This window comes from Paraburkholderia sp. J7 (assembly GCF_905220155.1).
GTDB lineage: Bacteria > Pseudomonadota > Gammaproteobacteria > Burkholderiales > Burkholderiaceae > Paraburkholderia.
Genome location: NZ_CAJMYZ010000008.1, coordinates 52,312 through 68,914, shown reverse-complemented (window position 1 = coordinate 68,914; position 16,603 = coordinate 52,312). Strand labels below are relative to the sequence as shown.

Below are 16,603 nucleotides of genomic sequence, written 5' to 3'. Positions count from 1 at the left end.
CGCGCGTGGGGCGCAGGGGCCGGTTGAAGAGGCCGGTCGCGGTATGAGCGGTTAGTGGCCGTGGCCGCCGCCCGCTCCCATGCCACCGCCGCCGCCTTGCCACGTGCCGCCACCGCCTCCATGCCAGCCGCCGCCGTGTCCACCGCCGCCGTGCCAGCCCCCACCATGGCCGCCGTGCCAGCCGTGGTGATAACAGCATCCGCCGCCACCGCCCCAGATGGTGATGCCGCCATAGCCGCCGCCGAAATAACCGGGGTAGTAGTCGTAACCGTACGCGTACGGATAGCCTGAATAGTAGGGGTAGCCATAGCCGTAATAGCCGGGGTAAGCCGGATAAGGCGCGACCGCGCAGCCCGCAAGCACCGCGGCCGCGCCAAGTGCCGAAATTAGGCGCAACACGATGATCTCCGCATATATACGTTTGAAACCGTTTGGGGCAGCCAGGTTCAGACGCAATTGTGTCCGCAGATTACCGCGGGGCCGTTCACGGTGCCGTTGCCTCTACGGACGCCGGAAGGCGGCGCGGTCGAACAGCCAGACCGCCACGAGCGTCGCGCCCATCAGCGGAAACACGATGCCGAGCAGCACGAGAGCGGTTTTCCAGGCACGCAACGGCGGCGCGGCGTGCTCGCGCGGTGGCGCAGCCAGCGTGCCAGATACCCCCATCTTGCGCGCGGGACGGCGCATCCACCACATCGCGAAGCCGGTTGCCGCAAGCGCGCCGAGGCCCAGTGAGATCGCCGCGCAGATCAGCTGGTTCGCGAGGCCAAAGTAGCGGCCCATGTGCAGCGACGTCCCGTACGAAATGGCTTGCGAGACTGCGCCGTAATCCTCATAGCGGATGTCCTTCAGCACGGCGCCGCTGTACTGGTCGATATACACAGTGCGCTCCGCTTTCGGATCGGCCGGGAAGTACGAAACCGTGTAGACGTCATCGGGCGCGGCGGGCAGCACGATGTCGTAGCCGTCGCGCACGCCGAGATCGCGCATCTGGGCGACCACTTGAGCGAGCGTCCAGTGTTGCGGTGCGCCGGACGCGCCGGGCGCTTCTGGCGAGTGCGGCACGGGAACCGCGCCGACCGCCCAGGGCACGAGCGGCAGCGGCATGTCGTCCATCACCATGCCAGGCATCGATGCCATGTCGTGTCCCGCGTGCTCTCCCTGTTCCTGACGATCGGCGCGGCTTGCGCGAGGATGCGCCGCGGTTGCGCTAGCGGCGGACGCGACGGCGGCCGGCACACCCGGCAGCGCAGACTTCAGCGCGAGGCCGCCGCCCCATGCGCCGCGCGGCGCGCCGAGACTCGCGCGCGTGGCGAGCGCCTTGAACTGCTTGCCCCACGAGCCCGTCCACGGCAAGCCGCTCAACACGAACGCGAGCGCGCCCACGGCGAGCCAGATGCCGACGCTCGCGTGCACGCTCTTCCAGAATGGCCTTCCGCTCGCGCTAAAGCGAGGCAGCAGCGCAGTGCGCCACGAATCGCCCGCGCGCGGCCACCAGAGCGCAATGCCGGTGGCGATCATCACGAGCGTCCAGCAGGCGGCCAGTTCCATGAGCAATTCGCCCGGCTTGCCGAGCAGGAGCTTGCGATGCAGCATGCGGACGACCTGCATGAAGCGGCGATCGACATCGAGCGTACCGAGCACCGCGCCATCGTACGGATTCACGTACACGCTCTCTTTGGTCCCGCCAGGCAGCGCGAAAACGAACTCGGCGCTGCGCGCAGGGTTCGATTCGACGTGCGCACGCAACGCACGCGCATCCGCTGGCATCGCGGCGCGCGCGCGGGCCAGCAGCGCATCCACGGGCAGGCGCGGTGTTGCCGCCGGTGCGACCACGAGCCGATGCGGGTAGAGCAGCGGTTCGATCTGCGGCTGGAAGCAGTAGATCGTGCCCGTGATGGCGAGCACGAGCAGCAGGGGCATGACGAAGAGGCCTGCGTAAAAATGCCAGCGCCACAGCGTGCGGTAGCCGGGCTGGGCTGCGCGGACAGGCGGCGCGCTCACCGGGTCGGATATCGTGGACATCGGGGACTCCTTGTCGAGCCAGCGCGGCTCGAATGCATGGATGATTCAAACGAAAACGCGGAGGCGATCAAATGCCGAGCTTCGCTTCGAGGTAGTACGTGCGGCCGGGATACGGGTGATAGACGAAGTAGCGCGCGTCGAACAGGTTGTCGACGCCCACGCCGATCTCGCTCTTTTTCGTCGGCCGGAAGGTGTACTTCACGTCGGCGACCGTGTACGTGCTCGTGCCGCCGAACACGTTCGGGTTCGTGTCCGTGTTGGTGAGCGTGTTGTACTGGCGCCCCGAGTAGCGCGCGGCGAACGTGAGTGCCGAGCGCGCGTCGAAGCGGTACGTCGCGACGAGATTCGCGCGCCACAGCGGAATCCGATAGAAGTACTTGCCCACGCTCGCCGGGTTCTGCGCGTTCTCCAGGATCTTCGACTGCGTGTACGCCACGCTCGCCGCAAGATCGAGCCCGTGCAGCATGACGTCTTCACCCTGGTAGCTCGTTTCCACGCCGCGCGAGCGCACCTTGCCGATGTTCTGGAAGTTCGTGACGTTCGGAATGACCGTCGTATCGGTCTGGCTGAAGATCGTGTTTTTTACGTCGTCCTGAAAGAGCGTCAAACGAAAGAGGCCGTTCCAGTGCGCCCATTCGGCGCTCAGTTCCTTCGAGAGATCGTCCTCGGGGCGCAGGTTCGGGTTGTTGTTGACGATGGAGGAGCCATTTACCTGCCCCTGGAACAACTCACTCACGGTCGGGAAGCGGTAGGCGCGCGCAATCGAAGCACGCAGCGTGAGGTCGTCGGTCACGTCGAACGAGAGCGAAGCTTTCGGCGAGAAGTGATGGTCGCCCACGTTCGCGTAAGGCACATTCACGCTGCCGAGCGCCTGATAGCCGTCGTACGCGCGCCAGCTCTCATAGCGCACGCCGTACACGAACCTCCAGCGCGGGAGAAAGCGCCAGGCGTCCTGTGCGTAGACCGCCTGGGTTTCGGTCTTGCCCGCGAAGGCATTGGCGAAGCTGCTCGCGCCGCCGTCGCGCCACGCGAGCGTGTTGTATGTGCGGTTGTCGAGCGCGTAGTCGTCGTAGTGATAGCCGAACGTGAGCCAGTGCGCGGCGAGGCCGGCATCGGGCGTGGCGGGCGTCCACGTCGTCTTGAGGTCGAGCGTCTTCCAGCCGGTGCCGTCGCCGAGCGTCATGACACCGGGGCCGTTGCCTGGCCCCCCCGCGTTTGCCGTGCGCGCCACGCTGTTGCTCACGTCGTAGTACGAAGCAATGGCTTGCGCGTTCCAGCCGGTGGCCTGGTGGGTGCGCAGCGTCGCGCCATACAGCCAGTTTTCGCTCCAGCCCCGGCTCGGTGCGAACGCGGCGGCGGGTATCGTGTATTCGTAGCCGTTGATCGACACCTTGCCGCTATACACGGGGTTGCCGTTCGCGTCATAAAGGAAGGTCGAAGTGGCGTTGTTGTAGGTCTGGTGCCAGTAGCCGAGCGTCACGCCGCCTTGCACGGTGGGCGTGAAATCGTACTGCATGCGCAGCTTGAACTGGTCCTGCACCGTATGCTGCATGCCTTCGCCGTTCACGCCGAGCACGACCGTGGGCGTGTTCGTCTGGTTGTTGTAGAAGTACGCGCCATGCACGGGCACGTCGCCCGGCTGAGCGGGTTTCGTCGACTGCGCGAGCGTGGCGAACTGCAGCGGCTGGCTCGTGTTCTCCAGATGGTTCACGGCAAGCAAATACGAGAACTTGCCGATACGGTCGCCGATCGAGGCGCTTGTCTCGCTGCCGTTGAAGTTCTGGTTCACGCCGTAAAGGCTGAAATGCTGGGTGAACGCCTTCACGTCCGCGTTCGCTTCGAACGTTTTCGGCATGCGCGTGGTGATGAGCACGGTGGCGCCGAGCGAGTTGCCGGGATAGAGCGCGGAATACGGTCCGTAGATCACATCCACTTGCTGGATCTGGTCGGGGAACACCATCGACCAGCGTGGCGGAAAACTGTAACTGTTGCCGAGCAGATTGGAGAGCAGCAGGTCGTCGGCATAGACGAGGCCGCGCGCGCTCTGTGCATTGCTCGTGCCGCGCACGGCGATGATCGAATTCAAGTCCCCCACGTAGCGCTTGCGCACCGCGAGATTGGGCAGGTACTTGAGCACGTCCTCGGTGTTGACGACGTTCCAGTTGCCGAATTGCGCGGGCGTGACGGTTTCCACCGTCGCGGGCAGGTTCGGGTCGACGGCGGGCGTCGCTGCGGTACTAGCGGTCGCGTTGACTGTGACCGCGGGCAGCGTGGCGGCCGAGGCGGCGTTGGTTTGCGCCTCGGCGGCATGGGCTGCCTGAACGGCGATGGGCGCAATGAGAGGCAGCGGCAAGACGCGCGGCAGCATGGCGAGCGCGAGGCGCCCGGCGTGCCGAAGCGCGCGCGGCGTCGCGCGTTCGCACAAGCGAACGCCAGCGCCACGCGTGGCGAGCGTGGACATGAGATGCTTTCCTGAAAACGGGAAACGAGCTGCCGCGCGCGTCATGCGTGCTCGTTGCGCACGCAATCAGATCACGATCGGCGGGACGATGACGGCGTAATTCAGGAAAGAACGGGTGGGGCGCGCGGCCTGCCCGACGGGAAGGCGCCTAAGGGGAGGTCGTGCGTGACGGGCGGCGCGATCGTTTCGCGCGCGAGAACGAGTGCGCCCAGCGGCCCGGGCGCGGCGACCGAAGGCATCGCCACATGATGCTCGAGCAGGTGGCAGTAGCCGCATGCGCCGAATGCATCGTCGTGCGAAAGATGCGGCGTGCTCCCGGTCCCGGCCGGTTGCATGGCCGAGCAGAGCGTGGCGTCCGGATCGTGCGCGTGCTGCGCGGCGACGAGCTGGCTCACGAGCGGTGCAAGCACGATGAGCCACATGGCGACGAGGCCAAGCCATGCGGTCAGCAGTGAGTGCTTGCGTGAATTCATGAGAATGAGAATGATTGCGCGGCGGAGTCTAACACGGCATTTCACGTTTGCGCAGGGAGCCCGCAGATCTGAGGGCGGTCATAAGCGCGGCGCGATGTCGCGGCCGTGGGCGCATTTAGAAGGGATTCTATGGATCGGGCGCAAGACTCGGATGAATATCGAAGCTGTCCGATATGACCCAGGAGTCGCCCGCGAAGGGCGGAAACGTCCATGTCTGCATTTTCTTTCCGACGTGCGCCCGGCATGCGCTGGGCACCGCGCCTGCCCCAGCATCAATCCATGGAGGACGAGCCGCATGCGGCTTCGGGGTTCGCGCCGCTTGCGCGTGGCACGAGCGAAACGTCTTGCGGCCTTGTGCTTCCGGAGAGCTTCGCGCTGCGTCTTGGTGCGCACCGGCACGTCACGCCGCGCAACCCGGTGTGCTGCCCGCTCGAGGACACCGCATTGCGTCAGTGGTGCGTACGTCTGCAGAACGAAGCTTGCCCGATGGATGCGCCCGCTGACGCCCCCGTATTCCTGCAACGCACGCGCTGAGCGCGACGCGAATCCTTTGGCGGTCACACGGCGTCGCGGTGCGACGCGAGCGCGCGCATGGCTTCGAGTTCCTCGACGACTGCCGAGGCGAGATCGCTCACGTCGCCGGTCCATTCGCCCGCCTCGCGCAGCGTTGCGCGCAATTCGAGGCAGGCTTCGTTGAGCATCGAGGGGCCCAGCACCGCAAGGCCGCCCGACACGCGGTGCGCCCACTCGCGCAGGCGATTGAAATCGCGCTGCTGCGCGATGTGGGCGTACTCGGCGATGTCGCGGTCGGCCTGCTCGATGAAGAGGTCGGCGAACGCCCGAGCGAGTGTCGGGAAGCGAGGCGGCTCTTCGTCTTCAGGTACTTCGGTATCCTCTTCAGATGCATGGCTGGGTCGTCCAGTTCCTGCTGCGGTCTCGCTGGTTTGATGCCCGGCGCGAATTTGTTCAGACACGCAGGCCAGCACGCGCGCGAGTTCCGCGAGCGCGAGCGGCTTGGTGAGGTAATCGGTGAAGCCCAGCGCGCGCCCTTGGGCGATCTGCTCGGGCAGCGCGTCGGCGCTCAGCGCGTAGATCGGCAGCAGAGGGAACTTCGCGCGCGCCGCCTTGAGCAGCGCGCTGCCGTTCATGCCCGGCATGTTCAGGTCGGTCAGCACGAGATCCACTTGATGCTCGCCCAGCCGCACGAGAGCTTCCTCGCCATCTTTCGCTTCAACCACGCTTGCGCCGAGCGTGCGCAGCTGGTCGCGCAGCAGGCCGCGGTTGAGCAGGTTGTCTTCGGCGATCAGAACATTCAGGGTTACGAAGCGTTCCCCGCTGATGGGGAGATGGCGCGGCGTCTCAACGGCTGCCGCCGCCGCCGCGCCGCGCCCCAGCAACTGTGTCGCCGCGCGGATGCCGCTCAGACTGTACAGGCTCACTTCGACGGCGCCGTCGGCGAGTTCGAGGGGCACGAGTGGGCCGTCCTGGCGCAGCCACACGATTTTCATGCCGGCTGGCTGGAGCCGCGCAACATCGTCACGCGAGAACTCGTCGGTCACGAGCACATAGTCGAACGTGCCCTCGCGCTGCGGTTCGTCGAGGCTCAGGAAGGTTGGCGTGGTCACACGCGCATCGAACAGGTTGGCGAGCCATTCGTGGTTTTCGGGCGCACGGCACAAGATGGCGGGATGCGCGTCGGGCAGCGTCCATGCTTCGCCTGCCGTGGCCTCGCCCTCGGGGTGCAACGGCAGCGTGACCGTGACGCGCGTGCCCACGCCGAGCGCGCTGTCGAGCGCGATGCGCCCGTGCATCAACTCGGTCAGGCGCGCGCAGATGGAAAGCCCGAGCCCGGTGCCACGCGCCTGCGTGAGCTTGTGGGCGTCGCCCTGCGTGAAGGGCTGGAACAGGAGCGGTTTGAGGTCTTCGGCAATGCCGCCGCCGGAGTCGCTCACGCTGATCTCCAGGGCGCTTTCGCGCCAGTGCGCCCGCAGCACGATCTTGCCGGAGCGCGTGAACTTGAACGCGTTGCTGAGCAGGTTGTTGACGATCTGCGCGAGCCGCATGGCGTCGAAGTGAAGCTGAGCCGGAATGGCGCGGTCCATCACGAGGTAGAACGGCAAACGCTGACGCACGGCGAGCGGGGCGTGGGCGAGCGCGATACGCACGAGCAGTCCGGCAATCGACCCGGCTTCTTCGACCAGCTTCATCTGGCCGACATCGATCTTCGAAAAGTCGAGCACGTCGCTCACGATCTGCAGCAGTTCGGCCGCGGAAATCTGCATGGCCTGCACGCGCGCGCCTTGTTCCGGCGCGAGCGGACCGCGCGCCATCAACTCGATATTGCCGACGAGCGAGCCGAGCGGCGTGCGGATCTCGTGGCTCATCGCCGCAAAGAAGCTGACTTTCGCGCGCGCGGCTTCGTCGCTCAGGCGCTTCGCTTCGCGCAGCAGCCGCTCGACTTCATAGTGCTTGGACATGTCGGCGACTGCGCAGAACATCACGTCTTCGCGATTCATGGTGGCGGGCGCGTAGGTGATGGCGAGATGCAGGCCCTCCCCATCGGGGCGCTCGAGCGAGTAGGGCAGCTCGTACATCGGCGTCTTTTCAATGTGACTCGCGGCTTCTGGCCACGGCGTGTGCTTCTCGAATTCCGCGCACAGGGCGCTCGGCAGACGCGTGGCGTGCTCGTCGAGTCCGAGCACGTTGCGCACGATCTGATTCGCCACGACGATCTCGAAGTTGCTGCGCCTGACGATGCACAGGCCAACCGGCGTGGCGTGAACGAGCAAATGGTTGAGCAGCTCGCCTTCGAGCGCGCGGGTGGCTTCGTCGTAGTTGCGCGTGAGTACGCGCCGATTCCAGTAGCGCGAGAGCGCGAAGAGCATCGCGATGAGTGCCGCCGTGAGTGCGAGAACAATCAGGGCGGGCGTGCGGATCAGCGTGAAGAAGTCGCGCCACGAGAGTGCCACGGTGTAGTGCCCGAAGGCGTGCGCGAGCGGCGGTTCGCGCCATACGTAGCCGAAGCGCGGCAGGACGTGGAAGGTGCTGCGCGGCAGTGGCGCGACGATCCGGTCGAGATACTGTGCCGCAGCGGGCGTCGGCGGGCTGGTGAGCACGTCGCCGTCCACGTTGAACAGCGTGGCGTCGATCAAGGGGGGAGCGCCTGCGGGCGTGCGGTTGAGCGTGTCGACATCCACACTCGTGATGACGAACGCGTAGGGCTTGCCGTCCCTTAGCACCGGCAGCGCGCCGAGTGCGAGATTGGGCGCAAAACCGAGTGTCGGCGGCGGCCGGAACCAGACGACTTTTACCGCGCGGGCCAGGGCGGTGACATCCTGCCCGCGCGCCGCGATGCGCAGGAGCACCGTGTCGGCCAGCAGGCGCGTGGCGTCGCCCGAAGGCAACTGGAAACCCTCCGGCGCGATGTCGTGCCCGTACGCGGCACTGCCGTCGACCTTCAACAATATGACCGGGACGACTGGTGCAACTGTCGTGGCGGCTGCCACGAAGCGATCGCAGGCCGCACTCAGATCCGATGCGCCATCCATGCCGTTGCTGAACACCGGGGAGCAGTGCAGCAATGATGTGGCGTTCGTGGGTGGGGCGAGTGCGGACGAGTCTGCGCTCACAAGGAGAACTGCCGCGCTTCCGAGTATCGTGACCTGCCGTTCGAGCCGCGCGTTGGCGTTCGCACTCAAGGCGATCGCCTCTAGCGCCTGCACGCGCAGCGCGGCGAACCCCAGGCTGCCGATCGCGACGGCCGCCATGCACAGCGCCGCGAAGATCAGCAGGCCTGTGAGCATCGCGAAGACGCGTCTCTCCCGCTTCAGGTTGCGCTCGAGCGCCCTGAGCGCTTCATACGGCGAGGCCTGGGTGAACGCGTCCCGACGGGCGGAGCGTGGCATTACGCGAATCCGTGTTCGCCGGCGTAACGGATCAGATCGGCATTCGATTCGAGATGGAGTTTGCGCATGGCCGCGCGCTTTTGCGTGGCGACGGTGGTGACCGAGCGGTTCAAGCGCTTCGAGATTTCGGTGACGCTCAGGCCGAGCGCGAAGAGCCTCACCACTTCGAGTTCGCGCGGCGATAGCGGCTGATTGCGCTGAAATTCGCCGACGGTCGAGCCTTCTTTCGCGAGCCGCTCGGCAATCCGCGCGGAAAGCGCCGTGCCCGGTTCCGCGAGCGCGCGCCGGCAGACTTCGCCGAGCGCGGGAATCGGCTCATCCTTGCCGATGAGTCCGGCCACACCGAGCTGCGCAAGCTGGTGCAGGATGCCGCCGTTGGTGACCATCGTGAACACGATCACGGGCGTATCGGGATAGAGCCGCCGCAAGCGGCTGACGAGCCGCAGGCCGTCTTCATCTTCGACGTCGCCCTGCATCGAGAAGTCGGTGATGATCAGCTCGCACTCGGTGTCGCGCAAGGCGTCGATGAGTTGCGCGCCGGTAGCGGCTTTCGCGACTACCCTGAAGCCCGGCGTGGTGTTGAGATAATCGCTGATCGCCGTCAGCACGACTGGATGGTCGTCGGCCACCACGATCCGCACATCTTGCGTTGCTTTCGTCATGGTCGTGAGCGTGTCGCCTGAAATCGGATGAGCCGGAGGGCGAGACATGCAGAGCCGGATTTAGCGCGCGCGTTGCTCTGTCATGGTTTTGGCCATTATAAGTCAGGGATTACGTATGGTTGTCGGAGTTTGCCTGACCGTGAAGTCGGGCGTGGCCGCGCAGTTCGCCGCTCAATTCACGGCTCAATTCACCGCTCAGTGGGTCTCTTTACTTGCGCTGCCCGAGTGGCAATGTGCGTGAAAGCACGACACCGTGAACCGCGTGCGAGCGCCATCGGTCCCGGCGCAGTGCTGGCTGCACGTGCGCGTGGTCATCTGCACGAATCGCTGCGGCATCGGGCGGGCCGTGCCGCGGGAAACGGCGGCGCGTGTGGTCGCCGGCAGGGGCGGGGCGACGTGCAGGGCGCTGGCCGCATAGAAGACCAGCGCGCAGATGCCCATGGCGCCCGCGAGCGCGCCGGCCGCGGCCAGCAGCCAGAAGGCGCCGACCGGAGCCCGGCAGAGCAGGAACAGCATGGCGACGAAGCCCACATAGAGCGGCGGCAGCAGATAGACGCCGGCGCCGCTCAGGCGGTCGCAGGCACGCGTGAGCATCGGGGGGCGCGGTTGTGGCGATCGATCTGGCGTAGTGGGGAGCATGGCGAAACTCTTTGTGATCAGGCGGGGCGCCGCTGCATGGGGAATCACAACTTGCGCCCTGGTATGTCCACAATTTAGCGACGCGGCCGCCCTGCCGATATCGAACGGATTCGAAAAGCCCGACGATGTTGCGTTGCATCGAAACGCCTGCGGCTGAGCATTTCCTTACATCTCTGTGCGAACTCGATGCCCGCTGCATGGTCCTATACCCCCAAGGATGAGCGGTCATGGCCGCCGCCGCCGGCCGGGCGCCCGGGAGATCGGGTGTCCACGCACCGGATTGCGGGTTTGCCCCGGCGACGGCCATGCGCGCTATCCTGTAGCGCTTTGCGCGCGGCACGAATTTCCAGGATCGGGCCGGCGCGGACATTCGAAGTCCCATTTGCACAGGAACCCTCTCATGCGCCGACGTCAATTTCTTCTCAGCTCCAGTGCCGCTCTCGCCGCCAGCGGCCTTGCGCTTGCCGGCTGCACGACAACACCGCCAGGCTCGCAGAGCAGCGCAGCGCAGAACACCGCGAAGCGCAATTCGATCGACGCGGGCGTCGACGCCACGCTCACGCGCCTCTACAACACGGTGAGCGGGTCGCAGGAACTGATCTCGAAGTCGAGCGGCGTGCTCGTCTTTCCGCAGGTTCTTTCGGCAGGCTTCTGGATCGGCGGGCAATACGGTACCGGCGCGCTGCGCGTGGATGGCCGCACGACGGGCTACTACAGCACCATTGCGGGTTCGTTCGGTCTGCAGATCGGCGCGCAGTCCAAGGCCATCATCTTCGCGTTCATGAACCCGGTCGCGCTCAACGATTTCACGAGCAGCCAGGGCTGGTCGGCCGGCGCGGACGCCACGGTTGCGCTCGTCACGGTAGGCGCGAACGGCAACGTCGATACCTCGACCGCCACGAGCCCCGTGGAGGCGTTCGTGCTGACCAATGCGGGTCTCATGGCCGGCGTGTCGCTGGAGGGCGTGAAAGTGTCGCGGCTCGTGATTTGACGCTGCGGCGAGCAGGCATGACAGGAGACACACGCATGGCGACGCCCACGTACCGCCGCAAACACAAGATTCACTTCTCGGAGTGCGATCCCGCCGGGATCGTGTTCTATCCGCAGTATTTCGTCCTCTTCAACGATCTCGTCGAGTCGTGGATCGACGAGTTGCTGCCGCAAGAGGGTTATCACGGCGTGATCGGCGCTCGCCGCGTGGGCATGCCGACCGTGCGGCTCGAAGTGGATTTCAAGGCGGTGAGCAAGATGGGCGACGAGGTCTGGCTTTCGCTCGACGTCGAGCGTCTCGGCGGGGCGTCGCTCACGCTCGCGTGGGCGTGCACGGGCGTGGACGGCGTGCTGCGCATGGCGGCGCGCCAGACCATCGTGACGACCTCGCTCGACACCCACAAGTCGATTGGCATTCCTGATGACATACGCGACGCCATCGCGCGGGCGATGGCGTCCGCCGCGCGCGCATGATCGTCACGATGATCGAGCCATGTTCAGGCGGCAGCGCCGAGCGCCGCCTGCAACGTGACAAAGGTTTTTTCGTCGGTGCGCTCGAAATGCAGCGGCGTGACCGAAACGCGGCCTGAGTTCACCACGGCCGTTTCGCTGTCCGGCCCGTTTTCGCGCGGGCCGCGATTGAAGCGCAGCCAGTGGTAATCCATGCCGCGCGGGTCGATCTGCGGTACGACGTCGATGCCTTGCACGAGCCCCACGCCCTGGCGCGTGACCGTGAGCGGTCCCGCCGCACTCGCGTCGATATCGGGAAAATTCACGTTCAGGCAGACCGGCGCGTCGTGCGCCACGGCGGCGAGGCGGCGAATCACGTCCGGTGCGAGCGCGCGGGCGGTGTCCCAGCGCACCCGCTCGCGGTCGCGGAAGGTCTGGCTCAACGCGATGGACGGCAGGCCGAGCAGCAGGCCCGTCATGGCTGCGCCTACCGTGCCGGAGAACATTGTCTCCACGCCGAGGTTGCCGCCGCGGTTGATGCCCGAGAGCACGAGCGAAGGGCGCACGTCGCCCATGAGCTGGCGCACGGCCATTACCACGCAGTCGCCCGGCGTGCCGAGCACGCCGAAGCGCCGTTCGCCGTGCCGGGAGACGCGCAGCGGCGTATGCAGGCTGATCGAGTGCGAGGTGCCGCTCTGATCGTGTTCGGGCGCGACGACCCAGACTTCGTGCGCGAGTTCGGCGGCCACGGCTTCGAGCACGGCGAGGCCGGGCGCGTCGATGCCGTCGTCGTTGGTCAGGAGCACGCAGGGCAGTTTGCTATCGGTTGCGGTCATGGCTGGCTCTTCTTCGTTGCAAGGTCGGGGAAAGGGCCATTATTCCAGAGTGCATTCCGGGCGGCAGCGCTGCGGCACTTTTAAAAGGGATTCGTAGCGTATCCGATATAGACTAGCGCGTCGGCGCCATGAGGCGCGCCCTGCTGTGAGGAGAAGTACGTGAAGCCGCAAGCCATGCCTGACCTGGCACGCATCCTGTTCGTTGTTGCCATACTCTGCGCGCTGACGACCGGCAGCCTCTACGTCATGCGCCCGTTCCTTCCGGGCCTGATCTGGGCGACGACGATCGTCGTCGCGACCTGGCCCGCCATGAGAGCGATCGAGCGGCGCTGCGGCAACCGCCGCTGGCTCGCCACCCTCGTGATGCTGCTCATTCTGCTGGTCGTGATCGTGCTGCCACTCTATGAAGCCATCTCGACGCTCGCATTGCACGGCGGCGAGATCATGGAGCTGATCCGCAAGCTGCCCGACTACGCGTTGACGGCGCCGCCGCAGTGGGTCAGCGACATTCCCGTGGTGGGCGGCCGCATTGCCAGCAAGTGGCAGGAGTTTTCGGACGCCGGTCCTGGCGGCCTGCTCGCGCAGCTCGAACCGTACGTTTCGATCGCCGCGCACTGGTTGATCGGGCATGCCGCATCGGTGGGCGTGTTCGTCATGCACATGTTCATCACGATCATCATCACGGGCATTCTGTACAGCAGCGGCGAGCAGGCCGCCGACTATGTCACGCGCTTCGCCATTCGCGTGGCGCCCGCTTATGGCGAGCAGGCCGTCAAGCTCGCGGGCGCTTCGGTTCGCGCGGTGGCGCTGGGCATCGTCGTGACGGCGATCCTGCAGTCGGCGCTCGGCGGCATTGGCCTGTGGGTGGCCGGGGTGCCGGGAGCGGGCGTGCTCACCGCCGTGATGCTCATGTTTTGCCTCGCGCAGATCGGCCCGACGCTGCCGCTGCTCGGCGGCGTGATCTGGCTGTTCGTGCATGACGCGCATGTTGCGGCCATCCTGCTCGCGGTGTGGTCCGTGATGGTCGCCATGCTCGACAACCTCGTGCGTCCGGTGCTGATCCGGCGCGGCGTCAATCTGTCGATGCTGCTGATTCTCTCCGGCGTGCTCGGCGGCTTGTTCGCCTTCGGGATCGTCGGGCTCTTCATCGGGCCGGTGATCCTCGCCGTTTCGTCCACCCTGCTGAGCGCATGGATACGCGACCCGGCGGCGCAAGCCCGCGATGCGGCCAACTCCTCAGCCCGCCAGGACGGTTGAGGCGGCGCAAGTCCTTTCATCGATTCGCAAACGTCTCCTTGACGACGCGCAGTTCGATTCGACGCTACGATGACGTCTGAACTTCGCTTCGGCATTCGTTAGAGCAATCATGCGGCGCTCGCGTGGGCATGCCTCGTGCCATTCCTGGTCGCGGGCGGCGCATCCGCGCGCGCTGCGCACGGCTTCCAAGGAGACGAAATGGCTCAGTTCAACTGCGATATCTGCGGCGTGCGCCCCGCGACGGTGCGGGTCGCCGTATTGCAGGACGGCAGGCGGCGTTTTCTCGATGTCTGCGACTATCACTACGCGCAACTGACACGGCATCAACGCACCTTGAGCCCGCTGGAGGCGCTGTTTCGCGCCTCGCAGCAGGCCGACGGCACAGGCGACGCCGGTGAGGCGGCGGGCGAACCCGCGCCGCAGGCGATGGAAGCCGGCGACGGCGCCATCGTCGAGCGCTATTTCAGTGACGTGGCGCGCGAATTGCTGCAGCGCGCGGCGGAGCGGGCGGTGCAGTTCGGGCGGCGCGAGGTCGACACGGAGCATCTGCTTTACGAACTCGCGGGCAACGACGCCGGCGCGGCGATCCTCAAGCGTCTGGGCATTCAGCCCGACGACGTGCGCGCGTTCATCGACGCCAATGCGCAAAAGCGCGAAGGCGCGGGCGTTCCCGAAGACGGCCGCATCGGCGTCTCGCCACGCCTGAAGGGCGCGCTCGACCGCGCATTTCTTGTTTCGCGCGAACTGGGTCACAGCTACGTGGCCCCCGAGCATTTGCTTTTCGGCCTTACGCAGGTGCCGGAGAGCTTTGCGGGCCATCTGCTGGGCCGCTATGGCGTCACGCCTCAAAAGGTGTTGCAGCGGCTCGTGGAGGCGCAAGGCGACAAGCGCGAGCGGCCCGCCGCGAAAGGCCCGAGCGCGACGCCGCAGCTCGATCAATACAGCCGCGACCTCACGGCGCTCGCGAGCGAGGGCAAGCTCGACCCGGTGATCGGCCGCTCGAGCGAGATCGAGACTGTGGTGGAAGTGCTCGCGAGACGGCGCAAGAACAACCCGGTGCTGATCGGTGAACCGGGCGTGGGCAAGACGGCGATCGCCGAAGGCCTCGCTCAACGCATGCTCAACGGCGACGTGCCCGAATCGCTGCGCGGGCGGCGGCTCGTCGAGCTGAACGTCAACGGTTTGATCGCGGGCGCGAAGTACCGCGGCGAATTCGAAGAGCGCGTGAAGGGCGTGATGGAGGAAATCGCGGCGCAGCGAGAGACCCTCGTGCTCTTCATCGACGAAGTGCACATGATCGTCGGTGCGGGCCAGGGCGGCGGCGAAGGCGGCCTCGACATCGCCAACGTCTTCAAGCCGGCCATGGCGCGCGGCGAACTGAACCTGATCGGCGCGACGACGCTCTCGGAGTACCAGAAGTACATCGAGAAAGACGCGGCGCTCGAGCGGCGCTTTCAGCCGGTGTTCGTCTCCGAGCCGAGCGTCGATCAGACGATCAACATCCTGCGCGGTTTGCGCGACAAGCTCGAGGTGCATCATCACGTCACCATTCGCGACGACGCGCTCGTGTCGGCGGCCGAGCTGTCGGACCGCTACGTGATGGGGCGCTTCCTGCCCGACAAGGCGATCGACCTGGTCGACCAGGCGGCGGCGCGCGTGCATCTTTCGGCCACCTCGCGGCCCGCGGCGATTCTCGAGCTCGAAGCCGAACTGGCGCAGTTGCGGCGCGAGCAGGACTACGCGGCGACGCGCAAGAATTTCGAGCGGGCGCACACGCTCGACGAGCCGATCGCCGACAAGGAAAAGGCGCTTGCGCAGGCCACCAATGACTGGAAAGGTCAGCTCGGCACGGTGACCTCCGACGTGACGAGCGAAGATGTCGCGGAGATCGTCTCGAAGCTCACGGGCGTGCCGGTCACGCAGCTGACCGCCGAGGAGCGCACGCGACTGCTCGAAATGGAACAGCGGCTGCATGAGCGCGTGATCGGCCAGGAGCAGGCCATCGTCGCGGTAAGCGACGCGGTGCGCCGCTCGCGCGCCGGGCTGCGGCGCGGGCGGCGGCCCACGGCGGTGTTCCTGTTCCTCGGGCCGACGGGCGTCGGCAAGACCGAGCTTGCGAAGGCGTTGGCCGAAGTGGTGTTCGGCGACGAGGACGCCATCGTGCGCATCGACATGAGCGAGTACATGGAGCGCCATGCGGTGTCGCGGCTGATCGGCTCGCCGCCGGGTTATGTCGGCTATGACGAAGGCGGGCAGTTGACCGAGAAGGTGCGCCGCCGTCCCTATTGCGTGATCCTGCTCGACGAGATCGAAAAGGCCCACTCCGACGTCTACAACGTGCTGCTGCAGGTGTTCGACGACGGGCGGCTCACCGACGGCAAGGGACGCGTGGTCGACTTCAGCAATACGGTCGTGATCGCGACGAGCAATCTTGGCTCCGACGTGGTCTCGGGGCAAAAGCGCTCGGGGCCCGGTTTCCTCTCCAGCGCCGAAGGGTCGATGCAGAGTGCCGTGATGGGCGAGCTGCGCCAGCACTTCCGGCCCGAGTTCCTGAATCGCATCGACGAAATCATCGTGTTCCAACCGCTCAACAGCGACGAGCTGCGCTCGATCGTGCGGCTGCAGCTCGAGCAGGTCCGGCGCATGGCGCGTAGCCAGGATATCGACCTGACGTTCGACGACAGCGTGATCGATCACCTTGCATCGGAGGGATATCGGCCGGAATTCGGTGCACGCGAGTTGAAGCGCAAGATGCAGCAGGCGGTGGAGAACGAGCTGGCGAAGGAAATGCTCAAGGGCGGCGTGAAGGAGGGCGCCAAAGTCGTGTGCCGCTACGACGCCGTGGACAAACGCATGGCGTTCGCGGTGCAGGAGGCGGGCAAGAGCTGATGCGGGCGGCCGGCGC

General features: G+C 66.2%; 13 protein-coding genes. 5 read left to right on the top strand and 8 right to left on the bottom strand.

Translation table 11 applies throughout. The features are described from left to right. Nucleotides 1-51: 51 nt before the first annotated feature. The 4 genes from U5A58_RS14975 to U5A58_RS14960 all read right to left on the bottom strand — a co-directional run bounded on the left by U5A58_RS14975 (nucleotide 52) and on the right by U5A58_RS14960 (nucleotide 4,959). Nucleotides 52-399 (bottom strand): hypothetical protein, encoded by a 348-nt coding sequence (locus tag U5A58_RS14975; RefSeq protein WP_321916367.1) that lies wholly within the window; start codon nucleotides 397-399, stop codon nucleotides 52-54. A gap of 102 nt (nucleotides 400-501) precedes the next feature. Then, a complete protein-coding gene (locus tag U5A58_RS14970) occupies nucleotides 502-2,025 on the bottom strand; it encodes a PepSY domain-containing protein (RefSeq protein ID WP_321961986.1) in 1,524 nt (507 codons plus the stop codon). Nucleotides 2,026-2,092: 67 nt separating this feature from the next. Next, nucleotides 2,093-4,393, bottom strand: a complete 2,301-nt coding sequence (locus tag U5A58_RS14965) for a TonB-dependent receptor (protein ID WP_321962146.1) — start codon at nucleotides 4,391-4,393, stop codon at nucleotides 2,093-2,095. 194 nt (nucleotides 4,394-4,587) lie between these two features. After that, complete coding sequence (locus tag U5A58_RS14960) at nucleotides 4,588-4,959, bottom strand: DUF2946 domain-containing protein (protein ID WP_321961985.1); 372 nt, start codon at nucleotides 4,957-4,959, stop codon at nucleotides 4,588-4,590. A gap of 210 nt (nucleotides 4,960-5,169) precedes the next feature. On the opposite strand from U5A58_RS14960, the gene U5A58_RS14955 reads away from it, so the two are divergent. Then, complete coding sequence (locus U5A58_RS14955; protein ID WP_321961984.1) at nucleotides 5,170-5,493, top strand: hypothetical protein; 324 nt, start codon at nucleotides 5,170-5,172, stop codon at nucleotides 5,491-5,493. A 23-nt stretch (nucleotides 5,494-5,516) separates the two neighbouring features. Here the strand turns inward: U5A58_RS14955 and U5A58_RS14950 are convergent, their stop codons facing one another. The 3 genes from U5A58_RS14950 to U5A58_RS14940 form a co-directional block, all read right to left on the bottom strand. Then, on the bottom strand, nucleotides 5,517-8,864 hold the full coding sequence (locus U5A58_RS14950) for a hybrid sensor histidine kinase/response regulator (RefSeq protein ID WP_321961983.1): 3,348 nt from the start codon (nucleotides 8,862-8,864) through the stop codon (nucleotides 5,517-5,519). Next, on the bottom strand, nucleotides 8,864-9,526 hold the full coding sequence (locus tag U5A58_RS14945; RefSeq protein WP_321961982.1) for a response regulator transcription factor: 663 nt from the start codon (nucleotides 9,524-9,526) through the stop codon (nucleotides 8,864-8,866). Before U5A58_RS14945 ends, U5A58_RS14950 begins: the two co-directional genes overlap by 1 nt. A 195-nt stretch (nucleotides 9,527-9,721) precedes the next feature. Beyond that, a complete protein-coding gene (locus U5A58_RS14940) occupies nucleotides 9,722-10,120 on the bottom strand; it encodes a hypothetical protein (protein WP_321961981.1) in 399 nt (132 codons plus the stop codon). Between the two features lie 445 nt (nucleotides 10,121-10,565). On the opposite strand from U5A58_RS14940, the gene U5A58_RS14935 reads away from it, so the two are divergent. Together U5A58_RS14935 and U5A58_RS14930 are read left to right on the top strand one after the other, a co-directional pair. Further along, on the top strand, nucleotides 10,566-11,156 hold the full coding sequence (locus U5A58_RS14935; RefSeq protein WP_321916377.1) for a YSC84-related protein: 591 nt from the start codon (nucleotides 10,566-10,568) through the stop codon (nucleotides 11,154-11,156). Between the two features lie 35 nt (nucleotides 11,157-11,191). Beyond that, nucleotides 11,192-11,629 carry a thioesterase family protein gene (locus tag U5A58_RS14930; protein ID WP_321961980.1) on the top strand — a complete coding sequence of 146 codons (438 nt, stop codon included), beginning with the start codon at nucleotides 11,192-11,194 and terminating at the stop codon, nucleotides 11,627-11,629. A 23-nt stretch (nucleotides 11,630-11,652) separates the two neighbouring features. Here U5A58_RS14930 and surE read toward each other — a convergent pair whose 3' ends face one another. Further along, nucleotides 11,653-12,441: a 5'/3'-nucleotidase SurE gene (surE, locus tag U5A58_RS14925; protein WP_321916381.1), complete on the bottom strand. Its 789-nt coding sequence runs from the start codon at nucleotides 12,439-12,441 to the stop codon at nucleotides 11,653-11,655. Nucleotides 12,442-12,615: 174 nt separating this feature from the next. Between surE and ydiK the strand changes: the two genes are divergently transcribed. Beyond that, nucleotides 12,616-13,698, top strand: a complete 1,083-nt coding sequence (gene ydiK / locus U5A58_RS14920) for an AI-2E family transporter YdiK (protein ID WP_321916458.1) — start codon at nucleotides 12,616-12,618, stop codon at nucleotides 13,696-13,698. A 198-nt stretch (nucleotides 13,699-13,896) separates the two neighbouring features. Continuing rightward, nucleotides 13,897-16,587: an ATP-dependent Clp protease ATP-binding subunit gene (locus U5A58_RS14915; RefSeq protein WP_321961979.1), complete on the top strand. Its 2,691-nt coding sequence runs from the start codon at nucleotides 13,897-13,899 to the stop codon at nucleotides 16,585-16,587. Nucleotides 16,588-16,603: the final 16 nt, after the last annotated feature.

What these genes read in the sequence shown, in the direction of transcription:
- U5A58_RS14970 (WP_321961986.1), bottom strand. Translation starts at nt 2,025, where the DNA reads ATGTCCACGATATCCGACCCGGTGAGCGCGCCGCCTGTCCGCGCAGCC.
- U5A58_RS14965 (WP_321962146.1), bottom strand. Translation starts at nt 4,393, where the DNA reads ATGCTGCCGCGCGTCTTGCCGCTGCCTCTCATTGCGCCCATCGCCGTT.
- U5A58_RS14960 (WP_321961985.1), bottom strand. Translation starts at nt 4,959, where the DNA reads ATGAATTCACGCAAGCACTCACTGCTGACCGCATGGCTTGGCCTCGTC.
- U5A58_RS14955 (WP_321961984.1), top strand. Translation starts at nt 5,170, where the DNA reads ATGTCTGCATTTTCTTTCCGACGTGCGCCCGGCATGCGCTGGGCACCG.
- U5A58_RS14950 (WP_321961983.1), bottom strand. Translation starts at nt 8,864, where the DNA reads ATGCCACGCTCCGCCCGTCGGGACGCGTTCACCCAGGCCTCGCCGTAT.
- U5A58_RS14945 (WP_321961982.1), bottom strand. Translation starts at nt 9,526, where the DNA reads ATGACGAAAGCAACGCAAGATGTGCGGATCGTGGTGGCCGACGACCAT.
- U5A58_RS14940 (WP_321961981.1), bottom strand. Translation starts at nt 10,120, where the DNA reads ATGCTCACGCGTGCCTGCGACCGCCTGAGCGGCGCCGGCGTCTATCTG.
- U5A58_RS14935 (WP_321916377.1), top strand. Translation starts at nt 10,566, where the DNA reads ATGCGCCGACGTCAATTTCTTCTCAGCTCCAGTGCCGCTCTCGCCGCC.
- U5A58_RS14930 (WP_321961980.1), top strand. Translation starts at nt 11,192, where the DNA reads ATGGCGACGCCCACGTACCGCCGCAAACACAAGATTCACTTCTCGGAG.
- surE (WP_321916381.1), bottom strand. Translation starts at nt 12,441, where the DNA reads ATGACCGCAACCGATAGCAAACTGCCCTGCGTGCTCCTGACCAACGAC.
- ydiK (WP_321916458.1), top strand. Translation starts at nt 12,616, where the DNA reads ATGCCTGACCTGGCACGCATCCTGTTCGTTGTTGCCATACTCTGCGCG.
- U5A58_RS14915 (WP_321961979.1), top strand. Translation starts at nt 13,897, where the DNA reads ATGGCTCAGTTCAACTGCGATATCTGCGGCGTGCGCCCCGCGACGGTG.